This is a genomic window from Streptomyces durmitorensis (assembly GCF_023498005.1).
GTDB classification, from domain to species: domain Bacteria; phylum Actinomycetota; class Actinomycetes; order Streptomycetales; family Streptomycetaceae; genus Streptomyces; species Streptomyces durmitorensis.
In genome coordinates this window covers 8434675-8457894 of record NZ_CP097289.1, presented here as the reverse complement: position 1 = coordinate 8457894, position 23220 = coordinate 8434675, and the positions used below count along the sequence as shown (strand labels likewise).

The following is a 23220-nucleotide window of genomic DNA, read 5'->3' as shown; positions in this document are numbered from 1 at the left end:
AGTGAATACCAGAAGTCCGGCCGGAAAACAGGGCCCCCGCCCCGCATTTGAGGGCCGGGTTCAGTCGCCTCGCCCTACGCGGTCGCCTGGCCCAGGGAGCGCGCGCGGTGCCTGCGTACCGCGTCGCGGTTGGCGCACCGCTGGGAGCAGTAGCGCTGGCGCCCGGTGCGGGAGGTGTCGGCGAAGATCGTGACGCACTCGGTGACGGCGCACCGCCTCAGGCGGTGCATGCCCCGCCCCGCCAGGTGCAGGGCCGTACCGACGGAGATCAACTGGAACAGCAGGGCGCCGAGCGGCTGCCGGTCGTCGCGGTAGTGCAGGTGCCAGCCCGTGTCCGCGTGGTCGGTCAGGCGTGGGTGGGCGGCGGAGGCCGCCAGCATTCCGTTGAGCAGCTCGGCGCGCTCGTCCTCGCCGGTGCCGTCGACGACCTTCTCCCACGCGTCCAGTGCGTCCTGGGTGCGGTCGAGGTCCTCCGGCGTGACGGGACGCTCCAGGACGAGCCCGGCGGCACGGCAGCGGTCCGCGAGCTCATCGGCCGTCCCGGGGCGCCGGTTGGCCAGGTCGGCGGCAAGGTTCACGACCTCTTCGCCGTAAGGGTTGAGGTGCACAAGACCATTACATCAGGCTGACCGGCATGCCACAACGCACCGCGGTACACACCGACATACGTCCGGCGGCACAGGAGGACATCACCGAACTCGTGCGCCTGCGGGCCCTGCTGTTCGAGGACCTCGGCGGCGCCTACTTCAACCCGCCGTCGGGGGACGGCGGCTGGCGGGACGCCCTGGCCGTGGTCCTGAAGGACCAGTTGGCAGCGGGCAGCACGCGGATCCTCGTCGTGGACGGCGACGCGGGCCTGGCCGCGTGCGCCATCGGCTCGGTCGAGCAGCGGCTGCCGGGCCCGCACCTGCCGAGCGGCAGGGTCGGTCTCGTGATCGGCGTGGTCACCGACCCGGCGCACCGGCGACGCGGGCACAGCCGCTCGCTCCTGGCCGGCCTGCTCGACTGGTTCCGGGAGCGCGAGGTGGCCCGGGTGGACCTGTACGCCTCTCACGAGGGCGAGCCGCTCTACCGCGACCTCGGCTTCGTCGACCACCCGGATCCCGCGCTGTACTGGCGCCCGTGACCACCGTCGACGAGGTGGCCCACACCGCCTGGCGCTACCGCTGGGTCGTCCTCGGCGTCGCCACCTTCACCCAGGCCGCTGCCGGGTTCTTCGTGCAGGGCATCGGGGCGATGGGCATCCACCTGCAACGCGACCTCCAGCTGAGCACGGTCCAGGTGGGCCTGCTGGTCTCGGCGGCCCAACTGGTCCCCCTGGTCGGGCTCCTCGTGGCCGGGGAGCTGCTCGACCGCTGCGACGAGCGCTGGGTCGTCGGGGCGGGCGCCGGTGTGGTCTCCGCGGGCCTGCTCGCGGGAAGCGCGGCGCCGGGGTACGCGTCCCTGCTCCTTGTGCTGCTGCTCGTCGGCGCGGGCTACAGCACCGTCCAGCCCGGCGGCAGCAAATCGGTGGCGTCCTGGTTCGGCGCGTCCCAGCGGGGCTTCGCGATGGGCATCCGCCAGGCGGGCCTTCCGCTGGGCGCCGCGCTCGCATCGGCCGCGCTGCCGTTCGTCGCGGAGGCGTACGGCTGGCGGGCGACGCTCGTGGCCGGCGGGCTCGTCGCGCTCCTCGGGTCCTGCGTCTTCCTGGGCTTCTACCGCAGGCCGCCCGTGACCGCCGCTCCCCGCGGCGGCGGGCCGCGCGCCTCGCTCGGGACACAGCTCGGCGCCCGGCTGCGGATGCTCCGCGAACCGTCCATGGTGCGGATCATGCTCACCGGGACGAGCCTGATCTCGGTGCAGTACGGCGTGGGCATCCTGACCGTGCTGCACCTGCACGAGACGGCGTCCTTCGGCGCCGGACCGGCGGCCCTTGTCCTGGTGGCCGTTCAGGGGGCGGGCGTCGTCGGCCGTATCGCCCTCGCGGCCTGGAGCGACCGCGGCACGCACGGCCGGTACGGCTCGCTGGTCCTGTGCATGGCCGCCGTACTCATGGGAATGGCCGTGCTGATGACACCGCTGGGCAGGGCGCCTGCGATCGCCTCCTGCACGCTCGTCTGGCTCGGCTTCTTCGGCTTCGGCTGGTACGGCCCCTGGGTCACCTACGTGAGCGAATCGGCTCCGCCGGACAGGACGGGATTCGCGCTCGGTCTTGCCATGTCCGTCAACCAGGTCGCCATCGTGGCGATGCCACCCGTGCTCGGCCTGCTCAAGGACCTGTCCGGCAGCTTCGTGCCGGTCTGGGGTGTCCTTTCGGCGATGACCGCCGTCGCCCTGGCCGTGTCGGCCCGGGTGCGGCCGGGCAACCGGCCCCGCTCATGTGGCCGACACGGCGTCTGCGGTCCACCGTGAACCCGTACGAGGTGTTGCCGCGACGACGACGGGTAGCCGGGCCACCGCACCGGAAACCGCCGTGGGACCACGCGGAACGAAGTGACAAGGCACTGGAGGACACCGTGAGCCAGGAGCAGCCCGAGACCCGGGGCGAGGACGAGACGCCCGTACCGAGGGACCTGCCCGATCAGCAGGCTTCGGACGAGGAGGACCACTGGGAGCCGGACGACGCGTCGGCCACCACCGGCAACGCACAGGACGCCGACGACGACGTACCGGACACGGACGAGGCGGGCACCGGCCGGCGCGGCGCCCCGCACACGGGTGGTGTGCACCCGGACCAGCCGGTGCCGGACGAGCCCTCCGGCTGAGCGGAAACGGTCGCGGCCGGTCGCGCAGGGTCCGACGGGGCGTGCTCAGCCGGGCGCCTGTGGCCCGGCCGACACGGTCAGGGTGAACGAGTGACCGGCCGGGTCGCTGTAGGTCCGGGTGTCCCGGGAACCCGAGTTGTCCTTGGTGTCCACGGGCCGGGCGCCCAGGCCGACGGCCTCGCGCTCCGCCTCGTCGATGTCGCCGCGGGCCACCAGGATCCGCAGGTGCGCCTGCTGCGCGTCCTGAGGCCGCGGCCAGCTGGGAGGCGCGTATCCGTTGTCCCGGTGGATCGCCAGGCGGATGCCCTGCCCGTCGGAGACCTCGATGAGGTCGGGGTCCCCGCCCGGTCCTGCCGTGCCACCGAGCAACGCCGCGTAGAACTCCGCGAGCTCCTCGGGCTCCGCGCAGTCCAGGACGAGAACCGCGGTCTTCTTCACAGCCATGGATACCTCTTCCCTCGACTTCCCTCGACAACAGCGCGTGCGGCCGTATCGCCCGACCACCTCGCGAGTGACCGACTGCCCCGCGCGAACCGCCTCAATCGGCAGCCACCCGAGGGCGGTGGCCCCGGCGCAGGCGACACTGGAGCCATGCGCCTCGTCCACCAGTCCCCGCCCCCGCCCCTCTACGGCCGTCTCCGTGTCGAGCGGCGCGACCTCGAGCCCGCCCGCTGGCTGGAGCAACGCCCGCCCCACGACGACGGATTCGGCACGGTGGCAGGCGTCTGCGCACCCGGCTTCGACGCGTACGCGCGGATCCTCCACCCGGCCCTGCTCGGCACGGAGCCGGTGCGGTGGGACCAAGTGGCCTCCGCGTACGGCCGGTCGGTGTCGGCGGGGACACGCTGGCACGAGCTGATCGGTCTCGGGGACCGTCTCCTCTACCGCAACGACGACACCCCGGGCATCCCCGGCCTCTGGGACGAACACCCGCACGAGGGCCCGACACCGGCGGACGTGGCCCGCGCCCTGATCCCCGTGCTGTCCCGGCACACCCGGACGCCCGACCGCTGCTGGTACGGGCTCTGGGAGGGGTACGGAAACTACAACTGGGACGGCTACCCCGTGTTCCGCACACCGGGCCGCCACGAGATCCTGCTCGCCGGGCCTCTCGACGACGCCGACTCGCCCGCGTCGCCCGCGACCGATCGCGACATGGCACTGCCCGAGATCCCCGACCTGTGGTGGCCCGAGGACCGCGCCTGGTGCGTGGCCGGTGACGTCGACCTGGTGAGCACGTACGTGGGCGGTACGGCGGCCTGCATCGCGGATCTCCTCGCGACTCCGGGCATCGAGGCCCATGAGGTCGCCGAGACGTCGGCGGTCGACTGATCCACCCCGTGATCGCCGCTGTAGAGTCGAACTCCACTATCACGGGGCCATGTTCGAGGGGCGAGAACGCGACGAAGTGCTCTCTTGGGAGGGCTGTTCCACCTCTCGGTCCTGCGCGCCCCGCGGGGTGACTAGCATGGCGCCATGTGTGGCCCGGAAGATCACCGTCCTCTTTGGTGTTCCCGCCGGGCCTGCGACCGATGCGTAAATTCGGTCGGCTCGTTGCTCACCTGCACTCAAGGACCGAGGGACCGCTGAATGCCCGTGCCTGCTCCCCCCAGCCCGCACCGAATAGCGAAGGCGCGGCGGCCCGCGTCGGCCGTGCCCGTGGTCGTGCTGGTGGTGACCGCTGCGGCCGGTGCCATCGCGAGCCTCTCGGCACCTGACAACGCCCGGGTCTGGACGGCGACTTCCGTCGCGGTCGGCTGGCTGTGCCTGGCGATCGCCCTCGTGAGCGGTTCGCTGCTCGCCAAGCGGGTCCACACGGCCGCCGCCGCGGACCACGCCGAGGCCTCCTCGCTCAAGGCGCAGTTGGCGCGCCAGGGCGCCGAGTCCGCGCATCTGGTGAACGTCACGCTGCCGACCGTCGTGAAACGGCTGCGCGACGGGGCGAGCGCGAACGAGACCCTGGCGCAGACGGCGCCCCCGTCGGATCCCCAGCTGCGCCAGATCGTCCAGGTCTTCGCGTCCGTGGTGGAGGAGGCCGTGCGGCACGCCGCCGACGTCGAAGCCCGGCGCGACCAGGCGCAGGGGCAACTCGCCCAGGCAGCCGACGAGTTGGACCAGCTGACGGCGGTGACCCTGCCCTCCGCGATCGAGCGGCTGCGCGAGGGCGCGTCCGCTGACACGGTCCTTGCCGGACTCGAATGGCCGCGCAATCCCTTGCTGCGGGTGCCCGCCGAATCGTTCGTACGAGAGCTCGCCTACAGCGAGCGGCGCGCCGCGGCCGCACAGGCGGCATCCGCCAAGGCGCTGAGCCGCGTGCAGGCCAAGTCCGTGGGCATGCTCGCCGACCTGCGGGACATGCAGGAACGACACGGCGTCGAGGTCTTCGGCGACCTGCTGCGCCTCGACCACAGCACCTCCCAGCTGGGTCTGATGACCGACCGTCTCGCCCTCCTCATGGGTGGCCGCTCCAGCCGCGCGTGGAACAAGCCGATCGTGATGGAGAGCATCCTGCGGGGCGCGGTGGGCCGGATCTCCGCCTATCAGCGGGTGCGGCTGCACTGCTCGACGACCGTGGCGATCGCCGGTTTCGCCGCCGAGGGCGTCATGCACGTCCTCGCCGAACTGATGGACAACGCGGCGAACTTCTCCCCGCCCATCGACGAGGTGCACGTCTATGTGGAGGAGCGCAGCGCCGGGATCGTCGTGACGATCGAGGACAGCGGTCTGAAGATGGCCGACGCGGCCATGCGCCGCGCCGAGGAGTCGGTCTCCGGCCATGTGACGGACCTGGCCTCTCTGCAGGGCACGCGCCTGGGCCTCGCCGTGGTCGGACGCCTCGCCGCCAAGTACGGCATGAGCATCAACTTCCGTCCTTCCTCGCGCGGCGGCACGGGCGTGGTGGTGCTCCTGCCGCCGCAGCTCCTGGCCCAGCAGCGCGACCCCGCTCCGCAGCAGCTCGCCCCCCGCAGCATCCAGCCGGCGACCGCCCCGGCGGCCCCGGAGGCCGAGGCCGCCCCGGAGCGGCCCGCCGCCCCCGAGACGCCCGCGGCCCCCGTCCTGCCCCCGACCGCGGCGGATCCCACCCCCCAGCCCACTCCCCAGCCCGCCGCGCAGGCCCGCCCCTCGGCCGCCACGACGAACGGCCTGCCCGTGCGCGCCCCCGGCCGCACCATGGCCGAGGCGGAGCGGGAGCGGGAGCAGCGCAGGGCGGCGTCCGATGCCGCGGCAGGGGCCGGGGCGATGGCCGGCGACGCGGGTCTTTTGCCGCGTGACGCCGGCTCCCGTTTCGGTGCCTTCCACCGTGCGCGGCGGGCTGCGGGCGACGTGCCCGGCTCCCCCGCGGCACCCGATTCCCCCACCGAGTCCGGGCCGCCGCCCGCCGAGTAGATCGAAGCCACCCGCACGGCGCCCGGGCTCTGGCGCCCCCCTTCCCCGCTCAAGATCGTGAGATTGGAGGGACGGGCAGGTGACCGGCAGACCCGGCGCATCTCGCCCCGCCTACCATGCAGACCACTGACAACAGCCTGACCTGGCTCCTGCAGAGCCTCCTGAAGCGCACCCCCGGTACGCGGCACGCCCTGGTGCTCTCCCGGGACGGCCTGAAGCTGTGCTGGAGCGAGCATTTGACGCTCGACCAGGCTGACCAGCTGGCGGCGATCTGCTCCGGCATCCAGGCGCTGGCCCAGGGTGCGTCCATGGAGTTCGGCGACGGCACCGGAGGCGTCCGGCACTCCATGACCGAATTCCACGGCGGGTTGCTCTTCATCGTCGAGGCCGGCCTCGGAGCGCACCTGGCGGTCGTGGCCGAGGAGAACGCCGATCCCGGTGTGGTGGGCCATCAGATGACCGAACTGGTCGAGCAGATCGGCGAACATCTGCGCGCCGAGCCGCGCGCGCAGGACGAAGGCAGCGGCTCCTCGTGACGCCGCCGCGCAGGCCCGTGGACATCGGTGACCCCGACCGGCTGTACACGGTCACCGGTGGCCGCAGCCGCGCCGACGACGATTCGTTCGACCTGGTCACTCTGGTGGTGAGCGAGTGCGAGCCCACTGCCGGGATGCAGTCGGAGCACGTACGGATCCTCGAACTGTGCCGGCATCCGACGGCCGTGGTGGAGATCGCCGCGGAGATGAAGCTGCCGATCACGGTGGTGCGGATCCTGCTGGGTGACCTCCTTGCGATGAGCCGGATCACCGCCCGTCATCCCCGCGCGGCCGGTACGGCCGCGTCGATCCCCGATTCCGCCCTTCTCAAGGAGGTGCTCCATGGGCTCCGCAACATCTGAGCTGCCCTCCCGTACGCCGCTGTCCGACACTGCCGAGACCGGCCTGAAGATCGTCGTCGTGGGCGGCTTCGGGGTCGGCAAGACCACGCTGGTCCGGTCGGTCAGCGAGATCCGTCCGCTGAACACCGAAGAGGTGATGACGCAGGCCGGCATCGGTGTCGACGAGACGACCGACGTGGCCGCCAAGACCACGACGACGGTGGCCTTCGACTTCGGCCGCATCAGTCTCAACGAACGGGTGGTCCTTTATCTGTTCGGCGCTCCCGGGCAGGAGCGCTTCTGGTTCCTGTGGGACCGGCTCTTCTCCGGCACGCTCGGCGCGGTCGTCCTGGTCGACACGCGGCGGATGGACGACTCCTGGTACGCCATCGACCGTCTCGAACACCACAAGACGCCGTTCGTGGTGGCCGTCAACCGGTTCGACGACGACAGCTCCGCCCATTCGCTCGACGAGATCCGCCAGGCCCTCGCGCTGCCCGACCATGTGCCGCTGATCGACTGCGACGCACGGGTGAGGTCGTCGGGCAAGGACGTCCTGATCACCCTCGTGGACCACCTCTACGCACTGGCCATGGCCCAGGAGATGACACCGTGACCGAGCCGACCGGATCCCCCTACGAGCAGAGCCCGCCACCCGGGTGCCCGGCCCACGCGGGCGCGGTGCGCCTGGGCGGTCTGGAGTACCAGCAGACTCCTTCGCAGCTCTACCGCAGCATGCGCAGGGAGCACGGCGCGGTCGCGCCGGTCCTCCTCGACGGCGACGTGCCCGCGTGGCTGGTGCTCGGCTACTCCGAGGTCAGCTATGTGACCGGCCACGACGAGCTGTTCGCCCGCGACTCGCGCCGCTGGAACCAGTGGGACAACATTCCCGCCGACTGGCCGCTGCTCCCCTTCGTCGGCTACCAGCCGTCGGTCCTGTTCACCGAGGGCGAGGAGCACCGGCGGCGGGCCGGGGTGATCACGGAGGCCCTTGAGGGGGTCGACCAGTTCGAACTGGCCCGGGACAGCGCCCGGATCGCCGACCGGCTCATCGCCTCCTTCGCCGGCAGCGGCCAGGCCGAGCTGATGGACGCGTACGCGCACGCGCTGCCCATGATCGCTGCGGTCCAGATGTGCGGGATGCCGCACGAGGGCACGGACACGCAGCAGCTCGTGGACGACCTGCGGATCTCGCTCGACGCGCGTGAGGGCGACGATCCCGTGGCGGCGTACACCCGCGTCGGGGAGCGGATCCAGCTCCTGGTCAAGGAGAAGCGCGAGAATCCCGGTGCGGACGTCACGTCGCGGATGCTCCAGCATGCGGCGGGTCTCACCGACGAGGAGATCGTCCAGGACCTGATCTCCATCATCGCGGCGGCGCAGCAGCCGACGGCCAACTGGATCTGCAACACGCTGCGGTTGATGCTGACCGACGACCGGTTCGCCCTGAACGTGTCCGGTGGGCGCCTCAGCGTGGGCGAGGCGCTCAACGAGGTGTTGTGGCTCGACACCCCGACCCAGAACTTCATCGGCCGCTGGGCGGTGCGCGACACCCAGCTCGGCGGGCGGCAGATCCGGGCGGGCGACTGTCTGGTGCTCGGCCTCGCCGCCGCCAACACCGACCCGCAGATCTGGCCCGAGTCGCACGTCGGCCCGGAGAACTCGGCGCATCTCTCCTTCAGCCACGGCGAGCACCGCTGCCCCTACCCGGCTCCGCTGCTCGCCGACGTGATCGCGCGGACCGCGGTCGAGACCCTCCTGGAGCGGCTGCCCGACCTCGTCCTCGCGGTGGAGCCGCACGAGTTGACCTGGCGCCCGTCCATCTGGATGCGCGGCCTGACGTCGCTGCCGGTGCAGTTCACGCCCGCGGCGCACTGAAGCGTTGCCGGGGCGCCGCCTTGGGGCGGCGCCCCGGTGGGGTCAGGGGTCAGGCGGTGACGGGGGTGAACCGCACCGGCAGCGCCTGCGGCCCGCGGGTGAACACCCCTTGCTCGACGGGGTCGAAGCCCTCGGCGAGCCGTACGTCGGGCATCGCGTCGAGGAGTTGGCCGACGCCGATCTCCACCTCGGCCTTGGCCAGCAGGGCGCCCACACAGAAGTGGCGGCCGAGGGCGAACGACAGGTGGTCGGCGGCGGCGGAGAACGCGGTCGTCGTGGTCAGGTCGTCCCGGAAGATGTCGAAGCGGTCCGGCTCGCTGTAGCGCTGCTCGTCACGGTTGGCCGAGCCGATCAGGCAGGTGACGGTGGCTCCGGAGGGGATGGTGCCACCGGTGACCTCCACGTCGGTCGCCGACTGCCGCATGATCATGTGGACCGGCGGTGTGTGGCGCAGGGTCTCGGCGAAGGCGCGGGCGATCAGGGTGCGGTCCTGCCGGACGGCTTCGAGCTGTTCGGGGTGCATCAGGAGGTTGGCGAAGATGCTGGCGATCGCCTTGTCGGTGGTCTCGCCGCCCGCCGCGAGCAGCAGGCTGCAGAAGGCCTTGATGTCCTCGTCGCTCATGCGCACGCCGTCGACCTCGGCGGCGCACAGCGCGGAGAGCAGGTCGTCCCCCAGGTTGTTCCGGCGCTCCTGGATGATCGGGATCATGTACTCGGCGAACTCCACGCGGGTGCGCTCGCCGGCCGCCGCGACCTCGGCGTCGCCCGCAAGGTTGCCGAGGAAGGCGATGACGGTGGTGTACCAGCCGTGGAAGCGCGCGTGGTCGGACTTGTCCAGACCGAGCATGTCGGCGATCACGTTGACGGGGAAGCGCGTGGCGTAGTCCGCGACCAGGTCGACGCTGCCGGTGTGCCGGAAGGTGTCGATGAGTTCGCGGGAGTTGCGCTCGATGACCGGCAGGAACTTCTCCTGGAGGTCGCTGCCACGGAACGCCGGTGCGACGAGCGCGCGCCGCACGGAGTGCTCCCGGCCGCTGAGCTGGAGGATCGTCTTGCCGTGGACGGGCTCGATCTGCCAGTCGTAGTTGTCGGTGGTGAACTGGGAGCCCTTGTCCTTGAACACGCGCTCGACGTCCTCGTACCGCGAGATGATCCAGCTCTGCGTCGCCTCGTGCCAGAAGAGCGGGGCGTTCTTCCGCATCGCCTGATAGGCCGGGTACGGGTTCTTGGCGAACTCGGGCGAGAGGATGTCGGGGACCTGCTGCGCGGTGGACATGTAGCTCCTAGGTCAGAAACAGGCAACGCTCACCAGGCTATTGATCACTTACGGAGCCAACCAGCCCCTCCCGGTCGACGGTTGAGCACTGCACTAATGTTGGCCGAAAACCGCCCCCTGAAAAGCACCCCTCGCCCCGCGGGATCGAAGCCCGCGGGGCGAGGGGGAGCAGCGGCACCCGGCCGCCGGTGGGGCTCAGCAGCTGAGCTTGTCGCCCGGGGTGACGTTGAGGATCCCGGTGAACCGGGTGTAGTTGTTGATCCGGCTCTGCACCTGCTCGGGGTTCTTCCCGTCGCACTCCAGGCTGCCGTTGATGCTGCGGATCGTCTCGCCGAATCCCGCGCTGTTGACCATGGCGTTGTGCGGCGTCATCGTCCCCGGGCCGTTCTGCGTGTTCCAGTACCAAAGGCCCGTCTTCCACGCCACGGCCGCGTCGTTCTGCACGAGGTCGGGGTTGTTCAGGAGGTCGATGTTCAGGGCGTCGCCCGCCGCCTTGTAGTTGAAGTTCCAGCTGAGCTGGATCGGGCCGCGCCCGTAGTACTTGTCGTTGCCCGCCGGGCAGCCGTAGGGCTGGGAACTGTCGCAGTAGTGCGGGTAGTTCGCGGTGTTCTGCTCGACGACGTGGACCAGTCCGCCCGTCTCGTGGCTGACGTTCGCCAGGAAGGCGGCGGCCTCCTGCTTGCGCACGGTGTCGCTGCCGGTCCCGGTGAAGTCGGGGTAGGCGCTGAGCGCCGCCGTCAGACCGCTGTAGGTGTAGAAGGAGTTCCGGTTCGGGAACATCTGGTTGAACTGGGCCTCACTGACCGGGAATTCGGCCGCAGCAGCCTGCTTCCCCTGCTCCGCTTTCTCGGCCGAGGCGTTGGGCGCGAGGGTCAGGAGGGTGAGCGCGCCGGCGGACGCGGTCGCGGTCAGCGCGGCAAGTACACGAAGACGCATGGGGATCACTCCTCGGGCGGGCCGGCTCAGGCGTGACCGACCGCCGCATGGTGGGGGGATGTGGGGGTGTGGGGGGTGTGCGGTCGGGAGCGCGCCGGACACACCGGAGCTGCGGCTATCCGGAATAACTCCCGCCGTTGGACTAGACCATACCGAGTGACGCATTCACGTCAAGAGGTCGCCGGACAACCGCAGTTGAGAGGTACTGCCGGGCTCCTCAGGCCGAGCTCGCCCCGGCCAGAACCTCGATCACCCCGGCGACATGAGCGGCGTACGGGCCCACGAGCGGCCCCAGTTCCCGCCAGCGCTCCTCCGCCCCCGTGACGTACACGGTCCGGGCGTGGGCGAGCACGGGCCGGTGGGCCTCAGGGAGTCGGGCAAGCGCCCAGTCGGCCGCGGCGTCCTTGGACGTCACGGTCCCGGTCGCCAGAGTCATCCAGATCCGGGCCAGCATCAGGACGACGTTGCGCGTGTCCGACGCGAGGTCCGCCAGCAGATCCGGCACCCCGGCCACGATCGCGCGAGCGAGGTCCTCGGCGGGCACGGGAGCCAGCACCTCGCCCGGGGGCGGCCCGGCAAGCGGCGTGTCCGCGAGCAGCACCATCGTGATCAAGGGCGCGAGATCCGGGCTCGGCACCGGCGACGGCAGCTGCCCTCGCTCGTACTCCTCGCGCAGCCACTCCCCGTACTGGAACGCACAGCGCGGCGGGTACCTCCAGGGCGTGACCTGGCGCCGGACGACGAGCGTCAGCTCGACGGGGCGCGCCCCATCTCCCCGGGCGGGCCGGACGGAGAGATCCAGCAGGCCCTCGACGAGTGCCCTGCGCTGCCCGGTCGACAGAGGCTGCTCCACTACGGCGAACAGGTCGATGTCGCTGTGCGGCCGCAATCCGCCGAGCAAGGCGGAGCCGTACAGATAGATGCCGACGACGTCCGTGCCGAGCGTCTCGCGCACCAGGTGGACGGTGGCCTCGGTCTGGGTCACTGCGGCCCTTTCTCATGCGGCGACGTGCGGGAGCGGGGGACGAACCGGTCATGATCGTAGGAATGGTTCATGCCCCGTGGCCAGCGAGTTTCCGACACGTCTGCCGCGAGCCTTCGCGGACGTACACTGAAGCGGTGTCGGGCAGGTCCCTGCTCCGCCCGGCCATCTGTGATCAGCCCTCCACGACCCGGATCCGGTCCTTGGCGACCGGTCGTGCGGCGCACAGGTAGCGTTCCTCGGCCGTCTTGGCCCTTCGGCCCGCACGCAGATATCCCCCTGTGGGGCCCCGCTCGCCTTACGCGCATCACCGCGGACTCCGGCTGACCGTCGCCCCTGCCCCTCAGGCGGGGCGTGCGCGGCGTGCCGCGATCCGCCTTCGAGGGGACTTTTGTGAAGCTCAGCGCACTGCTCGACGGGCACGACCACCACGTTCTGCACGGTGACCCGGGCGTCCCGGTCACCGCCGGAATGACCTTCGATCCCGGGCAAGTGACGTCCGGATCGCTGTACGTCGCCGTACCCGGCCATGAGGAGGGCGGGCCCGGGGGCATCAGCCGGGCACTGGAACGAGGGGCGGTGGCGGTCCTCTCCGAGGGCGACGCGCTGCCCGGCGTGGCGGCCGCCGGGCAGGTGTGCGTGGTGCGGGTGACCGACGCGCGCGCCGCCGCCTCGCTCGTCGCCTCCCGGTACTACGGCGAGCCCGGCCGCGCGATGGACGTCGTGGCGATCACGGGTACGAACGGCAAGACCTCCGTCTCGTACATGGTCGAATCGGCGCTCAGACTGGCCGAGGGCGCGAAGGTGGGCGTGATCGGCACCTCGGGAAGCCGGATCGGCACGGAGCGGATCCCGATGCCGCGGTCGGTGCTCAGCACCCCCGAGTCGCCGGACCTGCATTACCTCCTGGGCCACATGCGCGACCGCGACACGAGCAGCGTGGTGCTGGAGGCCACGTCCATGGGGCTCCTTGAGCGGCGCCTGGACCATGTGCCCGTCTCCGTCGGTGTCTTCACCAATCTCACCCAGGACCACCTGGACGACCACGGCACCATGGAGCACTACAAGAACGCCAAGCTGCGCCTCTTCACCGGCCTGTGCGAACGCGCGGTGGTCAACGCCGACGACCCCGTCAGCGCCGAGATCATGGCCCTGATGCCGGGCGCGGTGACCACGTACGGTCTCGACGCACCGGAGGCCGACTACCGGGCGAGCGACCTGGTCGTGGACGCGGTGGGCACCCGCTTCACGCTCCACCACGACGGCCGCAAGTACCCCGCGGCGATCCCGATACCGGGCCGCTTCTCGGTGTCCAACGCGCTGGCCACCCTCGCCGCGTGCCATCTGCTCGGGCATGAACTGCCCGCCCTCGTGGCGGCCTTGGACCGGATGCCGCCCACTCCGGGCCGCCTTGAGCGCTTCACCACCGCGCAGGGTGTCTGCGTGATCGTCGACTACGCGCACTCGCCCGACTCGCTGGAGAAGGTGCTCGCCACGATCCGCGGCTTCGCGACCGATTCGGTGATCACCGTCTTCGGCTGCGGCGGCGACCGCGACACCACCAAGCGTGCCCTGATGGGCGAGATCGCGGGCCGCCACTCCGATCTGTGCGTCCTCACGTCGGACAACCCCCGCAACGAAGACCCCGAGATCATCCTGGACCAGATCGTCCCCGGCCTGACGTCCACCGGGACGCCCTTCCACCGGGTGACCGACCGCCGCGCCGCGATCGCACGCGCGCTGTCCGTCGCGCGGCGGGGAGACATCGTGCTCGTCGCGGGCAAGGGAAGCGAACCGCACCAGATCGTCGGTGAACAGCTCATCCCCTTCGACGACATGAGCGTGGTCCGCGAACTCGACGCGCTGTAGAGACGCTTGCGCGGGCGGTTGTGCGATTCATCCATCGCCTCGGCCCACGCAGTGCGAATCGGGCACTGGTGCGGTGGGGCGCATGGCGTCTACGGTCCCTGCAATTCCGCCACCGCACCGCGTACGCCGTGGTGCCGTCCCCCAGGGAGCTGCCTGTGCCCAAGGAGTCATCGCCGTCCGTGACCGAGGTCGAGACGCACGGCGTCGAACGCATCCCGGACGCGGACCGCTCGGCCGGGCCGCTCGATCTGTTCCGGCTCGCGTTCGGCGGCGCCAACACGTTCGCCACCTGTGTGCTCGGCGCGTTCCCGATCCTCTTCGGCCTCTCCTTCTGGCAGGGGCTCGCGGCGATGCTCATCGGGCTGCTCATCGGTGCGCTGCTGCTCGCCCCGATGGCGGTGTTCGGGCCGCGCAACGGCACGAACAACGCCGTCTCGTCGTCGGCGCACCTGGGCGTGCACGGCAGGATCGTCGGCTCCTTCCTCTCCCTGCTCACCGCCGTGGCCTTCTTCTCCCTGTCGGTGTGGAGCTCGGGCGACGCGCTCATCGGCGGGGCGCACCGGCTGCTCGGCGTGCCGGAGAGCGACGTGGCCTACGGCTGCGCCTACGCCGTCTTCGCCGCCCTTGTGCTCGCCGTGTGCGTCTACGGCTTCCGCTTCATGCTGCTCGTCAACAAGATCGCGGTGGTGGCGGCGACCCTGCTGTTCGTGCTCGGCCTCGTCGCCTTCGCGGGGGACTTCGATCCCTCGTACGCCGGGATCTTCACGCCGGACGCCGACCGGGCCACCCAGGACCTGTTCTGGCCCTCCTTCATCGGCGCCGCGCTGATCGTGCTGTCCAACCCGGTCTCCTTCGGCGCCTTCCTGGGTGACTGGGCCCGCTACATCCCGGCCGAGACACCCCGGCGCAAGGTGATGGGAGCGGCCTTCCTCTCCCAGGTCGCCACGGTGCTGCCGTTCGGCTTCGGCCTGGCGACCGCGGCGATCATCGCCGAGCAGGCCCCCGCGTACATGGACCCGGCCGCCCCGAACTTCGTCGGCGGTCTGCTCGCGATCGCGCCCGGCTGGTACTTCCTGCCGGTCTGCCTGATCGCGCTGATCGGCGGGATGTCGACCGGGACGACCGCGCTGTACGGAACCGGCCTGGACTTCTCGTCGGTCTTCCCGCGGCTCGGCCGCGTCCAGGCCACCGTCCTGATCGGCGCCTTGTCCATCACGTTCATCTTCGTGGGCCGGTTCGGCTTCAATCTGGTCCAGGCGATCTCCACCTTCGCCACGATGATCATCACCTGCACGGTGCCGTGGATGATCGTCATGATGCTCGGCTACGTCACCCGGCGCGGCTGGTACGACCCCGAGGCGCTGCAGGTCTTCACCCGCCGCCAGCACGGCGGCCGCTACTGGTTCGCGCGCGGCTGGAACTGGCGCGGCATGGCGGCGTGGTGGACCGGTGCGGTGACCGGCGTGCTCTTCACCAACATCCCCGGACAGTTCGTCGGGCCGCTCGGCGACCTCGCGAACGGCGCCGACATCAGCCTCCCGCTGGGAGCGGCCGTCGCGGCGGTCGTCTACGTCTCCCTCCTCGCGGCCTTCCCGGAGCCGCGCGCGGTGTACGGGCCCCAGGGACCGCGCTGGGTGCGCGCGTCGGACACACCGATCGCTCCGATCACCGGGCCGCCGAGCGGTGATCTCGACGAGGCCTCCGCGAAGGTGAAGGCATAGCCTCGGCGCGCCGCCGCCCGTCTCCGCGCGGCGGTGCGCCGCAGGGGCTCAGCGTGCCGTCTCGAGCTCCCGCTTGAGGTTCCTCAGCGTCCTGTCGATGTTGCCGACCTGGAAGGCGGCGAAGGTCTTTCCGCCCGTGGCGAGCCGGTCGAAGGCGTTGGCCACGAAGGCCGGCCAGGAGCGCCTGTCGTCCGTCCAGGTCTCGGTCACCTTGGTGGCACCGTCCTTGTCCTCGAACCGGTACTCCCAGGTGGCGATCGGGGCCCGCAGCCGGGGGCGCTTGAGCCCGATCGCGTGCACGCGGAAGGCGAAACGCCGGCCCGGATCGGCCTCGGTCACCGTGCAGCGCGTGGTCCACCGGAACGGGCCGCGCTTGTTGTGCCCGTCGAATACCAGGCCGACACCGGTGGGATCTCCGCCTCCGGGCACGGTCGCCCCGAGGTTCTCCGGGCTCCACCGCCCCATCAGATCGGGCCTGCTGACCTGCTCGTACACCGACTGCGGTGACGCCTTGACCAGGATGCTTCGGGACACTGTGAACGTGCGGGTCATGACCACTCCGATCCTCGACCCGCGACCTTACTCACCAGTAGCATAAATGTCAGCCCCCACACCTGCTCCTTTCGTGCACGTGGTCATCGGCGCCTTCGCAACTGGTGGAGACTGTCCTGATGTTGGGCAACGTTCCAGAGGAGACGGACCGCTTCGTGGGGCGGACGGTCGAAGGACAGACTCTGGCCTCGACTCTCGTGACGCATCGGCTGACCACGCTCACCGGCACCGGCGGCGTGGGCAAGACGCGCCTGGCCGTGCACACCCTGCGCTCCCTTGCCGCCGAGGACACCGCGCTGCTCGGCGACGTGTGCTGGGCCGACCTCGGCGCGCTGCCGGACGAACGCCTGCTGATCCCGGCCGTGGCCGACGCCGTGGGCCTGGCCGACCACACACCCGGCATGCCGCTCGACGCCCTCTGCGCATGGCTGTCCGACAGGCCGCGGCTGCTCGTCCTCGACTCCTGCGAACATCTCGTCGGCCCCTGCCGGAATCTGGTCACCGATCTGCTGACCGCCTGTCCACGGCTCACCGTCCTGATCACCAGCAGGCAGCCGCTCGACGTGCGCGGCGAGACACTCCTCGGTCTCCAGCCACTGCCGTGCCACAGCGACGCGCTCACCCTCCTCCTCGATCGCGCCGCGGCGATCACGCCCGGGGCACGCGCGGACCGACCGGAGCAGCGGGAGCACGCAACGGAGATCTGCAAGCTCCTCGACGGGCTCCCGCTCGCGCTCGAACTGGCATCGGCCCAGCTCGCGCACCACTCTGCGCGTGAACTCGCGTCCCGGCTGCGCTCGCACCAGGGCGAGTTGCAGGCGGCTGCCCCCATCTGGCCGCGGCGCCACCGGACCCTCCGTACGGCGATCGGCTGGAGTCACGAGCTGTGCGAGCCGCTGGAACGGCTGCTGTGGGCGAGGCTCTCGGTCTTCCGCGGTTCCTTCGACGACGACGCGGTGCGCGGCGTCTGCTCGGGAGGCCCGCTCACCGCCGACACCCTGCCTGACGCGCTCGCGGGCCTGATCGCCAAATCCGTGGTCGGCCACGACACGAGCGGCCGCTACCGCCTGCTCGACACCGTCCGCGAGTACGGGGCGATGTGGCTGGCCGAGCTCCAGGAGGAGAGCGCGGCGGCCGCCCGGCACGCCGATCACTTCCTCCGCCTTGCCCGCCTGGCCGACGAGGGCTGGATGGGCACGGAACAGGTCACGTGGTACGGGCGCGTCGCCGCGGCGCACACCGACCTGTGCGCCGCCCTGGACCATCTCAGCGGATCCGAACCCGAGCGCGCCCTCGAACTCGTCGGTCTGGTCGCGTTCTTCTGGAGCTGCTGCGGTCATCTGCGCGAGGCCCGCAGCTACTTGGGCCAGGCGCTCCTGCTGTGCGACACGGACAGCCCCGCGCGGGCCAGGGCCCGCTGGGCGCTCGGCGTCGTCGTCCTGCTGCAGGGCCGGCACGACCAGGCGGCCGAGCTGAGCCGGGAGTGCGCGCGGACCGCGGCGCGTGAGGCGGACGTGGAGGGCGGGCTCGCCGCGGCCTACCTCCTCGGCATCACCCATCTCCTGTCCGGCGAACCCCGCACCGCCCTCGACGTGGCCGACCGGGCACTCGGCCGGACCTCGGGGCCGCCCTTCACGTCGCCTTCGGTGCTCCGCTGCCACCTCGTACGGGTCTTCGCCCTCACCGGGCTCGGCCGCCTCGACGAAGCCGCGGCGCGAGCCACCTCGCTCCGGGAGGACTGCGCCGCGCGGGACGAATGCTGGACCCGCGCCTACACCGACTACCAGCTCGCACTGATCGCGCTGGCCCAGGACGCTCCCGCCCGGGCCGCCGAGCACGCCCGCGCGATGCTGGACGGCAAGCGCCGCCTGGGCGACAGCTTCGGCATCGCGCTTGGCATGGACGTACTGGCCGCAGCCGCGGCCGCCCTCGGTCAGGGGGAGACCTCGGCCCTGCTGTCGGGAACGGGCCAGACCTACTGGCGTTCGGTGGGGCACGGCCAGCGCGGTACGCCCGAGCTGCGCGACGTCCGCGAGGCGTCCTGGGGCCGGGCCCGCGCGGCCGTCGGCGACCAGACCTTCGAGCACGCGTTCCGCCGCGGCGCGGAGGCCGACCCGCGCGCCGTGCTGGCGCTGGCTGTGGAGGGGCGCTTGTTCAGCGAGGCGTAGCGGCGCGGGAGGGGAACGGGGGCCGGACGGTGGCTGTGTGCCTCAGACGCGTCCCGTGACCGTGACGGCGATCCCGGGCGCGGCCGGCTCCCCGGTCACGCGCCGGACTGCCTGCGCCACCGCCGAGCGCACCTCTCGTGTCACGTCCAGGGCCCGCCGTCCGCGGTGCAGGACGACGTACACCTCCACGCTCCAGTCCTGGCTGTCCTTCTGCCGCCGCACCTGGACTCCGGCGGAGCCCGCCGGAGTGCTGGGGAGCCCCCGCCTCAGCACGGCCGACGAGCGCAGGAGATCCGCGAGGCCCGGGCGCAGGAAGGCCACCCCCGGGGTGCCGATGACCGCCTCTATGACCGCGTCCGCCAGCACGCGGGAAACGTCTCGATCGCTCACGGCCGCCGCCCTTCCTCGGTGTCGTCGTCGATGACATCGGTGATCGTCACGTCGACGACCGCGATCCGCATGCCCAGTTCGCCGTCCACGGCTTCCCGCACCTGGTCGCGCACCCGGTCCGCGATCTCCGGCAGGTTCCACAGGAGCGGGACCTGGACCTCGACGCGGATCCTGACCGGGCCCCGCGTCAGGCGCCCCGCGGGCGCCGGGGACGCCCCGTCGTCCAGCGGACCGATGCGGCAGCTGCCCGCGCGCACGCCCGGCAGCGACTCGGCCGCCGCCCGCACCGTCCGGGCGGCAGCGGCCTCCACGATCCAGGCGTCCTCGTCCTCGTCGCCGAGCGGCAGCGTCCGGCCCGGCCGCAGTTCAAGGCGCACCACGTCCATGACACGGCCGGTCAGCGCGGAGGTGTCCGGCTCCCGCGGCGTCGTGTCGCGCGCCTCCGTGACGATTCCCTCCAGGTGCCGCAGGGCGTCCAGAGCCTGCGCGCAGTGCGGGCAGCCGTCGGTGTGGGGGTCGGGCACGCCCGCCTCCCACTGTTCCCATACGTGTGACAACTCGCGCCCGCAGGGCAGCAGTTCGTCCTCAGGCAGCACGCCGAAGCCCGCCTCCCGCTCCTCGTCCGGTACGGATTCCCCGTTCATCGCCATGCGGCCATCGCCTCCGTCAGATAGCGCCGCGCCCTGAAGACCCGGCCGCGGACCGCCTCCGGACTGATCCCGACCGTCTCGGCGATGGACTCGTAGGGCGCGCCGTCCAGCTCACGCAGCACCCAGCACACCCGCTGCTCCGGCGAGAGCCCCTCCATCGCCCGCGCCAGGTCCGCCACGGCCGCGTGCCCCTCGGCCACCCGCGCGGGCGAGACCTCGTGCTCCGGAGCGGGCGGCTCGGGCAGGCTGTCCAGGGCCACGACCGGCCGCCGCGAGCGCAGCACGTTCAGGCAGCGGTTGGTGACGATGCGGTAGATCCACGTACCGAACTGCGCGTCCCTGCGGAACTCCGGGAGCCCCCGCCAGGCGCTGACGAAGGAGTCCTGCACGGCGTCCTCCGCCTCCGGACGGCTCCCGAGCAGGCGCGTGGCCAGGCGCAGCGCCATGGGTGCGTGGCGGTGCACGAGTGCCTCGAAGGCCTCTTCGTCGCCCTCCGACGCCCGCACCGCGAGGAGGCCGTCCTCACGTCTCGACGACGCGTCCGCTTCCTCGGGTGTTCCACCCCGGTCGCCCGGCACACGCGGCTCCTCTCTCTTCGGTCGTGCTCGTACGACACACGAAGGGCCCTCCGCGTTACGCGGCCCAGGAACGCTACATGCCGACGCGAGAAATTCCCGCGAGGCGCGTAACAGGCGTACGACGTCCGGGTCGGAGCAGGAGAAGAGCCGGAAGAAGCCTTCACACGGTCCGGCACCGGCAGCACAGTCACCGAGAAATCCCTGACGACGACCAGGAGATGCCACCATGACGACGCAGGACCTCACTTCGAAAGCAGCCGTGTCCGGCAGCACCGGGAAGGATCTCTCCGGCGGGGCGCACAAGAGCCTCGGAGCCACCACCGTCACGGGCGGAACGGGCGCAGCCGAGCCGGCGGCGACACGGGGCAAGACCTCCATCGCCGATGTCGTGGTCGTGAAGATCGCCGGAATGGCGGCGCGCGAGATCCCCGGCGTGTTCGACATGGGCGGCGGCCTGTCCCGCACCATCGGCGCGGTGCGCGACCGTGTTCCCGGCGGGCGCCCGAACGTCGGCCGCGGGGTGAAGGTCGAGGTCGGCGAGCGGCAGACCGCGATCGACCTCGACATCGTCGTCGAGTACGGCGTGCCCATCACGGACGTCGCCCATGACGTGCGCGAGAACGTCATCTCGGCGGTGGAGCGCATCACCGGCCTCGAGGTGGTCGAGGTGAACGTCGCCGTCAACGACGTCCACCTGCCCGAGGACGACACCGCGGACTCCGGCGGCGAGACGCGCGTCGAGTAGCGCACCCGCCCCGCACGGACCACCTTCCGGTGGTGTCAGACGTCCCTTTCTGTGGTGTGAGGTGAGTGGTGAGCACAGCTCTGGTCGGCCTGATGGCGGGCATGGCCCTGGGATTCGCCGGGTGGTTCGGCGGCTTCGGCGCGTTCCTCCTGGTCGCCGCGCTCGGCGCGGTCGGCTTCGTCCTGGGGCGTCTCGTGGACGAGGGCACGGACCTGCGTGCCTTCCTCGGCGGGCGTGACCGGGAGCGGCGATGACCGCGCCCGCGGCGGAGCGCGGTTCGACGACCGTCGCGGACCGTGCGGTGCGCCGCATCGCGGAGCGCGCGGCGACGGAGGCCCTGGAACCCGGAGCGGTCGAGGCCGCCCGGGGGTCGGCGTCCGTGCGGGGCCGCAGGGCCCGGGTCGGCGTCACCGTGACCCTGCCCTATCCCGCCGTGCTCGACGAGGCGGGCGAGCGCGTGCGGTCGCACGTCGCCGAGCGCACCGCCCGGCTCACCGGGCTCACCGTGCCGTCCGCGCGGATCCGTGTCCGGGGTCTGTCCCCCCGCGCGCGGTCCGCCGGGCAGCTCGCGCCACCTATGACGGGCGCGGGGGCGGCCGTGGTTCGCGCGCGGCGCCCGTGGTCCCAACGGCGCCTGCCGGTCGCGGTGTTCGCCCTCGCCGCGGCCGCGGTCTGTGGAGTGCTGCTGTACGACGTGGTGTCGGTGCACGTGGCCGGGCACGCGCCCGCGCGGTGGCGGGTGGAGGCGATGGAGTGGCTTTCCACGCACGGCCCGGAGAGCGCCACGGCCTCCGGTGTCCTCGCTGCGGTCGCCGTCCTCGCGCTCGGCGTGTGGCTGCTGGTCCTCGCCGTCACGCCGGGCCGTCGCAGCGGCCTGCCGATGCGGCCACCGCTGCCGGGCGTGCACGCGGTCCTGGAACGCCGGGCGGTCGCCGGTTTCCTGCGGGACGCGGTGACGGACGTGCCCGGCGTCGGCAGGGTCCTGGTCCGGGTCGGCCGCCGCAGGGCACGGGTGCGGGCCGGTCTCGAGTTCGGTGAACAGGACGGCGCACGGCGGGCGGTGACCGAGGCCGCCGAGGCCGCGGCCGCGAAGCTCGGCCTCGCGAGGCCGCTGCGGCTGCGCGTGCGGCTGAGGACGGAACCGGCCTGGCGCGCCCCAGCGGCCACCCCCGGGTCCGGGTCCGGACACGCGAGCGTGCCCGCCGCAACGGAGAGGAGCACCCTGCGATGACCCGGCTGCGTGGCGGCGTGAACCGCTCGGCTCTGCTCTGCTTGGCGGCAGTTCTCCTGGCCGGCGGAGCCGCGCTGGCCTCCGTGACCGCCCCCGTCCGCGACCGGCTGCCCTCGACCGTGCCCCGTATCGGCGCCGACCGGGTGTGGCTGGACCAGGAGCTGCTCGGCCGCTGGCGTGATCACGGCTGGTGGCCGCCCGTCGTGATCGCCGCGCTGGCCGTCGGCGCCGTCCTGTTCCTCTGCTGGTCCCTCGCCCAGCTCCGCAGCGGCCGGCTGCGCGAACTCCCCCTCGGGCAACCCGGCGTCACCCTCTCCGCCACGGCTCTGGCCGCCGCGATGACCGAACGTGCCCGAGCCGTCGACGGCGTCGCCCGCGCCCACGTACGCCTGCTCGGACGCCCCCGGCGGCTGCGGGCCCGCATCACACTGGTCCTCGGCCCCGACGCCAGTCCGGAAGCGGTGCTGGACGAGCTCGCCCGGGGCGCCGTCGCCGAGGCACGGGCCGCCGCGGCGCCGCGCACCCTGGAGGCGGACGTACGCCTCACGGCCCGGCGGCACCGGGCGCGCCGCATCCACTGAGCGCGGGCCGCCCCACGGTCAGCGGTTACTGCTGCAGGGCTTCCAGCGTGGTGCGGAGGTCGGTGGCGCGAGGGCGGTTGTGGGGAAGCCTGGCCAGGACGGCCGCCATGCCGCAGGTGTTGGTCACGGCGGAGAAGACGAGGCCCGCGCCGATACCGGCGGCCAGCAGGCGCGCGGGCCGGTAGCGCGTTCCGGCGGCGATGCCGAGGACGACGAGGGACCCGGCGGCAAGACGGACCTGGCGTTCCATCGCCCAGGCCTTCGGAGCGCCTTCGGAGGGCTGCAGCGGGTGGCCCTGCTCGGCCCAGGCGGTGGTGCCGCCGGCGAGGGTGGCGGCGGGGATGTCGGCGGCGGCCAGCTCGGCGCACGCGGTGGCGGAGCGGTTTCCGGAGGCGCAGACCATCAGGAGCTCACCGCGGGCGGCGGCAGCCTTGAGCTCGGGCAGCGCCGTGTGCAGGTGGTCCACGGGGATGTTGTGGGCTCCGGGGATGTGGCCGGAGGCGTACTCGCCCGGCGTACGGACGTCGATGACGGTGTACCGGTCCAGGCGGGCTGCGGCCTGGGCGGGGGCCAGATCGGCGGGGAAAGTCATGTGGGGCTGTCCTTTCGTTGGTCCAAGGCTCTCACCCCGGCGGACCGAAATACCCCCAGGGGT

At 72.0% G+C, this 23220-nt stretch carries 26 protein-coding genes; 16 read left to right on the top strand and 10 right to left on the bottom strand.

All coding sequences use genetic code 11. From position 1 onward, the window contains the following. Positions 1–74 precede the first annotated feature (74 nt). Positions 75–608: a CGNR zinc finger domain-containing protein gene (locus tag M4V62_RS37880; RefSeq protein WP_249591709.1), complete on the bottom strand. Its 534-nt coding sequence runs from the start codon at positions 606–608 to the stop codon at positions 75–77. Positions 609–634: 26 nt separating this feature from the next. Here M4V62_RS37880 and M4V62_RS37875 point away from each other — a divergent pair, with 26 nt between their 5' ends. The 3 genes from M4V62_RS37875 to M4V62_RS37865 all read left to right on the top strand — a co-directional run bounded on the left by M4V62_RS37875 (position 635) and on the right by M4V62_RS37865 (position 2744). Further along, positions 635–1126, top strand: a complete 492-nt coding sequence (locus M4V62_RS37875) for a GNAT family N-acetyltransferase (RefSeq protein ID WP_249591708.1) — start codon at positions 635–637, stop codon at positions 1124–1126. Continuing rightward, positions 1123–2391 carry an MFS transporter gene (locus M4V62_RS37870; protein WP_249591707.1) on the top strand — a complete coding sequence of 423 codons (1269 nt, stop codon included), beginning with the start codon at positions 1123–1125 and terminating at the stop codon, positions 2389–2391. The genes M4V62_RS37875 and M4V62_RS37870 overlap by 4 nt, the downstream gene beginning before the upstream one ends. A 104-nt stretch (positions 2392–2495) precedes the next feature. Further along, positions 2496–2744, top strand: coding sequence for a hypothetical protein (locus M4V62_RS37865; protein WP_249591706.1), 249 nt, complete (start codon positions 2496–2498; stop codon positions 2742–2744). A gap of 45 nt (positions 2745–2789) precedes the next feature. Here the strand turns inward: M4V62_RS37865 and M4V62_RS37860 are convergent, their stop codons facing one another. After that, the gene (locus tag M4V62_RS37860) at positions 2790–3188 is read right to left on the bottom strand and encodes a VOC family protein (protein ID WP_249591705.1); all 399 of its coding nucleotides are present in this window, start codon (positions 3186–3188) and stop codon (positions 2790–2792) included. A 147-nt stretch (positions 3189–3335) separates the two neighbouring features. Between M4V62_RS37860 and M4V62_RS37855 the strand changes: the two genes are divergently transcribed. From M4V62_RS37855 to M4V62_RS37830, 6 genes are all read left to right on the top strand, one after another. Next, a complete protein-coding gene (locus tag M4V62_RS37855) occupies positions 3336–4076 on the top strand; it encodes a hypothetical protein (RefSeq protein ID WP_249591704.1) in 741 nt (246 codons plus the stop codon). 258 nt (positions 4077–4334) lie between these two features. Further along, positions 4335–6131, top strand: coding sequence for a sensor histidine kinase (locus tag M4V62_RS37850; RefSeq protein WP_249591703.1), 1797 nt, complete (start codon positions 4335–4337; stop codon positions 6129–6131). 116 nt (positions 6132–6247) lie between these two features. Beyond that, entirely contained in the window at positions 6248–6667 is a 420-nt protein-coding gene (locus tag M4V62_RS37845; RefSeq protein ID WP_249591702.1) for a roadblock/LC7 domain-containing protein, read from the top strand. Next, positions 6664–7029, top strand: coding sequence for a DUF742 domain-containing protein (locus tag M4V62_RS37840; RefSeq protein ID WP_249591701.1), 366 nt, complete (start codon positions 6664–6666; stop codon positions 7027–7029). The genes M4V62_RS37845 and M4V62_RS37840 overlap by 4 nt, the downstream gene beginning before the upstream one ends. Further along, on the top strand, positions 7010–7624 hold the full coding sequence (locus M4V62_RS37835) for a GTP-binding protein (RefSeq protein WP_249591700.1): 615 nt from the start codon (positions 7010–7012) through the stop codon (positions 7622–7624). The genes M4V62_RS37840 and M4V62_RS37835 overlap by 20 nt, the downstream gene beginning before the upstream one ends. Further along, positions 7621–8886 (top strand): cytochrome P450, encoded by a 1266-nt coding sequence (locus M4V62_RS37830; RefSeq protein ID WP_249591699.1) that lies wholly within the window; start codon positions 7621–7623, stop codon positions 8884–8886. Before M4V62_RS37835 ends, M4V62_RS37830 begins: the two co-directional genes overlap by 4 nt. Before the next feature lie 49 nt (positions 8887–8935). On the opposite strand, the gene M4V62_RS37825 is transcribed toward M4V62_RS37830, so the two are convergent. The 3 genes from M4V62_RS37825 to M4V62_RS37815 all read right to left on the bottom strand — a co-directional run bounded on the left by M4V62_RS37825 (position 8936) and on the right by M4V62_RS37815 (position 12083). After that, entirely contained in the window at positions 8936–10162 is a 1227-nt protein-coding gene (locus tag M4V62_RS37825) for a cytochrome P450 (protein WP_249591698.1), read from the bottom strand. Positions 10163–10357: 195 nt separating this feature from the next. Further along, the gene (locus tag M4V62_RS37820; RefSeq protein ID WP_249591697.1) at positions 10358–11098 is read right to left on the bottom strand and encodes a chitinase; all 741 of its coding nucleotides are present in this window, start codon (positions 11096–11098) and stop codon (positions 10358–10360) included. Between the two features lie 217 nt (positions 11099–11315). After that, positions 11316–12083 (bottom strand): aminoglycoside adenylyltransferase family protein, encoded by a 768-nt coding sequence (locus M4V62_RS37815; protein WP_249591696.1) that lies wholly within the window; start codon positions 12081–12083, stop codon positions 11316–11318. A 390-nt stretch (positions 12084–12473) separates the two neighbouring features. On the opposite strand from M4V62_RS37815, the gene M4V62_RS37810 reads away from it, so the two are divergent. Continuing rightward, entirely contained in the window at positions 12474–13949 is a 1476-nt protein-coding gene (locus tag M4V62_RS37810; protein WP_249591695.1) for a UDP-N-acetylmuramoyl-L-alanyl-D-glutamate--2,6-diaminopimelate ligase, read from the top strand. Positions 13950–14128: 179 nt separating this feature from the next. Then, positions 14129–15670, top strand: coding sequence for a purine-cytosine permease family protein (locus tag M4V62_RS37805; protein ID WP_249591694.1), 1542 nt, complete (start codon positions 14129–14131; stop codon positions 15668–15670). Between the two features lie 48 nt (positions 15671–15718). Here M4V62_RS37805 and M4V62_RS37800 read toward each other — a convergent pair whose 3' ends face one another. Further along, positions 15719–16222: an SRPBCC family protein gene (locus tag M4V62_RS37800; protein ID WP_249591693.1), complete on the bottom strand. Its 504-nt coding sequence runs from the start codon at positions 16220–16222 to the stop codon at positions 15719–15721. Between the two features lie 119 nt (positions 16223–16341). Here M4V62_RS37800 and M4V62_RS37795 point away from each other — a divergent pair, with 119 nt between their 5' ends. Next, entirely contained in the window at positions 16342–18390 is a 2049-nt protein-coding gene (locus M4V62_RS37795; protein ID WP_249591692.1) for an ATP-binding protein, read from the top strand. A 42-nt stretch (positions 18391–18432) separates the two neighbouring features. Here the strand turns inward: M4V62_RS37795 and M4V62_RS37790 are convergent, their stop codons facing one another. From M4V62_RS37790 to M4V62_RS37780, 3 genes are read right to left on the bottom strand one after another with little or no spacing between them, the layout of a single operon-like run. Then, positions 18433–18780, bottom strand: a complete 348-nt coding sequence (locus M4V62_RS37790) for an Asp23/Gls24 family envelope stress response protein (protein WP_249591691.1) — start codon at positions 18778–18780, stop codon at positions 18433–18435. Beyond that, on the bottom strand, positions 18777–19430 hold the full coding sequence (locus M4V62_RS37785) for an Asp23/Gls24 family envelope stress response protein (RefSeq protein WP_249591690.1): 654 nt from the start codon (positions 19428–19430) through the stop codon (positions 18777–18779). Before M4V62_RS37785 ends, M4V62_RS37790 begins: the two co-directional genes overlap by 4 nt. Beyond that, positions 19421–20008 carry an RNA polymerase sigma factor gene (locus tag M4V62_RS37780; protein ID WP_249591689.1) on the bottom strand — a complete coding sequence of 196 codons (588 nt, stop codon included), beginning with the start codon at positions 20006–20008 and terminating at the stop codon, positions 19421–19423. The genes M4V62_RS37785 and M4V62_RS37780 overlap by 10 nt, the downstream gene beginning before the upstream one ends. A 226-nt stretch (positions 20009–20234) precedes the next feature. Between M4V62_RS37780 and M4V62_RS37775 the strand changes: the two genes are divergently transcribed. From M4V62_RS37775 to M4V62_RS37760, 4 genes are all read left to right on the top strand, one after another. Next, positions 20235–20753: an Asp23/Gls24 family envelope stress response protein gene (locus M4V62_RS37775; RefSeq protein WP_249591688.1), complete on the top strand. Its 519-nt coding sequence runs from the start codon at positions 20235–20237 to the stop codon at positions 20751–20753. A 68-nt stretch (positions 20754–20821) separates the two neighbouring features. Beyond that, positions 20822–21007: a hypothetical protein gene (locus tag M4V62_RS37770; RefSeq protein WP_249591687.1), complete on the top strand. Its 186-nt coding sequence runs from the start codon at positions 20822–20824 to the stop codon at positions 21005–21007. Beyond that, entirely contained in the window at positions 21004–21984 is a 981-nt protein-coding gene (locus M4V62_RS37765) for a DUF6286 domain-containing Asp23/Gls24 family envelope stress response protein (RefSeq protein WP_249591686.1), read from the top strand. The genes M4V62_RS37770 and M4V62_RS37765 overlap by 4 nt, the downstream gene beginning before the upstream one ends. Further along, positions 21981–22565, top strand: a complete 585-nt coding sequence (locus tag M4V62_RS37760; protein ID WP_249591685.1) for an alkaline shock response membrane anchor protein AmaP — start codon at positions 21981–21983, stop codon at positions 22563–22565. The genes M4V62_RS37765 and M4V62_RS37760 overlap by 4 nt, the downstream gene beginning before the upstream one ends. A gap of 25 nt (positions 22566–22590) precedes the next feature. Here the strand turns inward: M4V62_RS37760 and M4V62_RS37755 are convergent, their stop codons facing one another. After that, the gene (locus M4V62_RS37755) at positions 22591–23157 is read right to left on the bottom strand and encodes a rhodanese-like domain-containing protein (protein ID WP_249591684.1); all 567 of its coding nucleotides are present in this window, start codon (positions 23155–23157) and stop codon (positions 22591–22593) included. Positions 23158–23220: the final 63 nt, after the last annotated feature.

What these genes read in the sequence shown, in the direction of transcription:
- M4V62_RS37875 (WP_249591708.1), top strand. Translation starts at nt 635, where the DNA reads ATGCCACAACGCACCGCGGTACACACCGACATACGTCCGGCGGCACAG.
- M4V62_RS37860 (WP_249591705.1), bottom strand. Translation starts at nt 3,188, where the DNA reads ATGGCTGTGAAGAAGACCGCGGTTCTCGTCCTGGACTGCGCGGAGCCC.
- M4V62_RS37855 (WP_249591704.1), top strand. Translation starts at nt 3,336, where the DNA reads ATGCGCCTCGTCCACCAGTCCCCGCCCCCGCCCCTCTACGGCCGTCTC.
- M4V62_RS37850 (WP_249591703.1), top strand. Translation starts at nt 4,335, where the DNA reads ATGCCCGTGCCTGCTCCCCCCAGCCCGCACCGAATAGCGAAGGCGCGG.
- M4V62_RS37845 (WP_249591702.1), top strand. Translation starts at nt 6,248, where the DNA reads ATGCAGACCACTGACAACAGCCTGACCTGGCTCCTGCAGAGCCTCCTG.
- M4V62_RS37835 (WP_249591700.1), top strand. Translation starts at nt 7,010, where the DNA reads ATGGGCTCCGCAACATCTGAGCTGCCCTCCCGTACGCCGCTGTCCGAC.
- M4V62_RS37825 (WP_249591698.1), bottom strand. Translation starts at nt 10,162, where the DNA reads ATGTCCACCGCGCAGCAGGTCCCCGACATCCTCTCGCCCGAGTTCGCC.
- M4V62_RS37820 (WP_249591697.1), bottom strand. Translation starts at nt 11,098, where the DNA reads ATGCGTCTTCGTGTACTTGCCGCGCTGACCGCGACCGCGTCCGCCGGC.
- M4V62_RS37800 (WP_249591693.1), bottom strand. Translation starts at nt 16,222, where the DNA reads ATGACCCGCACGTTCACAGTGTCCCGAAGCATCCTGGTCAAGGCGTCA.
- M4V62_RS37795 (WP_249591692.1), top strand. Translation starts at nt 16,342, where the DNA reads ATGTTGGGCAACGTTCCAGAGGAGACGGACCGCTTCGTGGGGCGGACG.
- M4V62_RS37785 (WP_249591690.1), bottom strand. Translation starts at nt 19,430, where the DNA reads ATGGCGATGAACGGGGAATCCGTACCGGACGAGGAGCGGGAGGCGGGC.
- M4V62_RS37775 (WP_249591688.1), top strand. Translation starts at nt 20,235, where the DNA reads ATGACGACGCAGGACCTCACTTCGAAAGCAGCCGTGTCCGGCAGCACC.
- M4V62_RS37765 (WP_249591686.1), top strand. Translation starts at nt 21,004, where the DNA reads ATGACCGCGCCCGCGGCGGAGCGCGGTTCGACGACCGTCGCGGACCGT.
- M4V62_RS37760 (WP_249591685.1), top strand. Translation starts at nt 21,981, where the DNA reads ATGACCCGGCTGCGTGGCGGCGTGAACCGCTCGGCTCTGCTCTGCTTG.
- M4V62_RS37755 (WP_249591684.1), bottom strand. Translation starts at nt 23,157, where the DNA reads ATGACTTTCCCCGCCGATCTGGCCCCCGCCCAGGCCGCAGCCCGCCTG.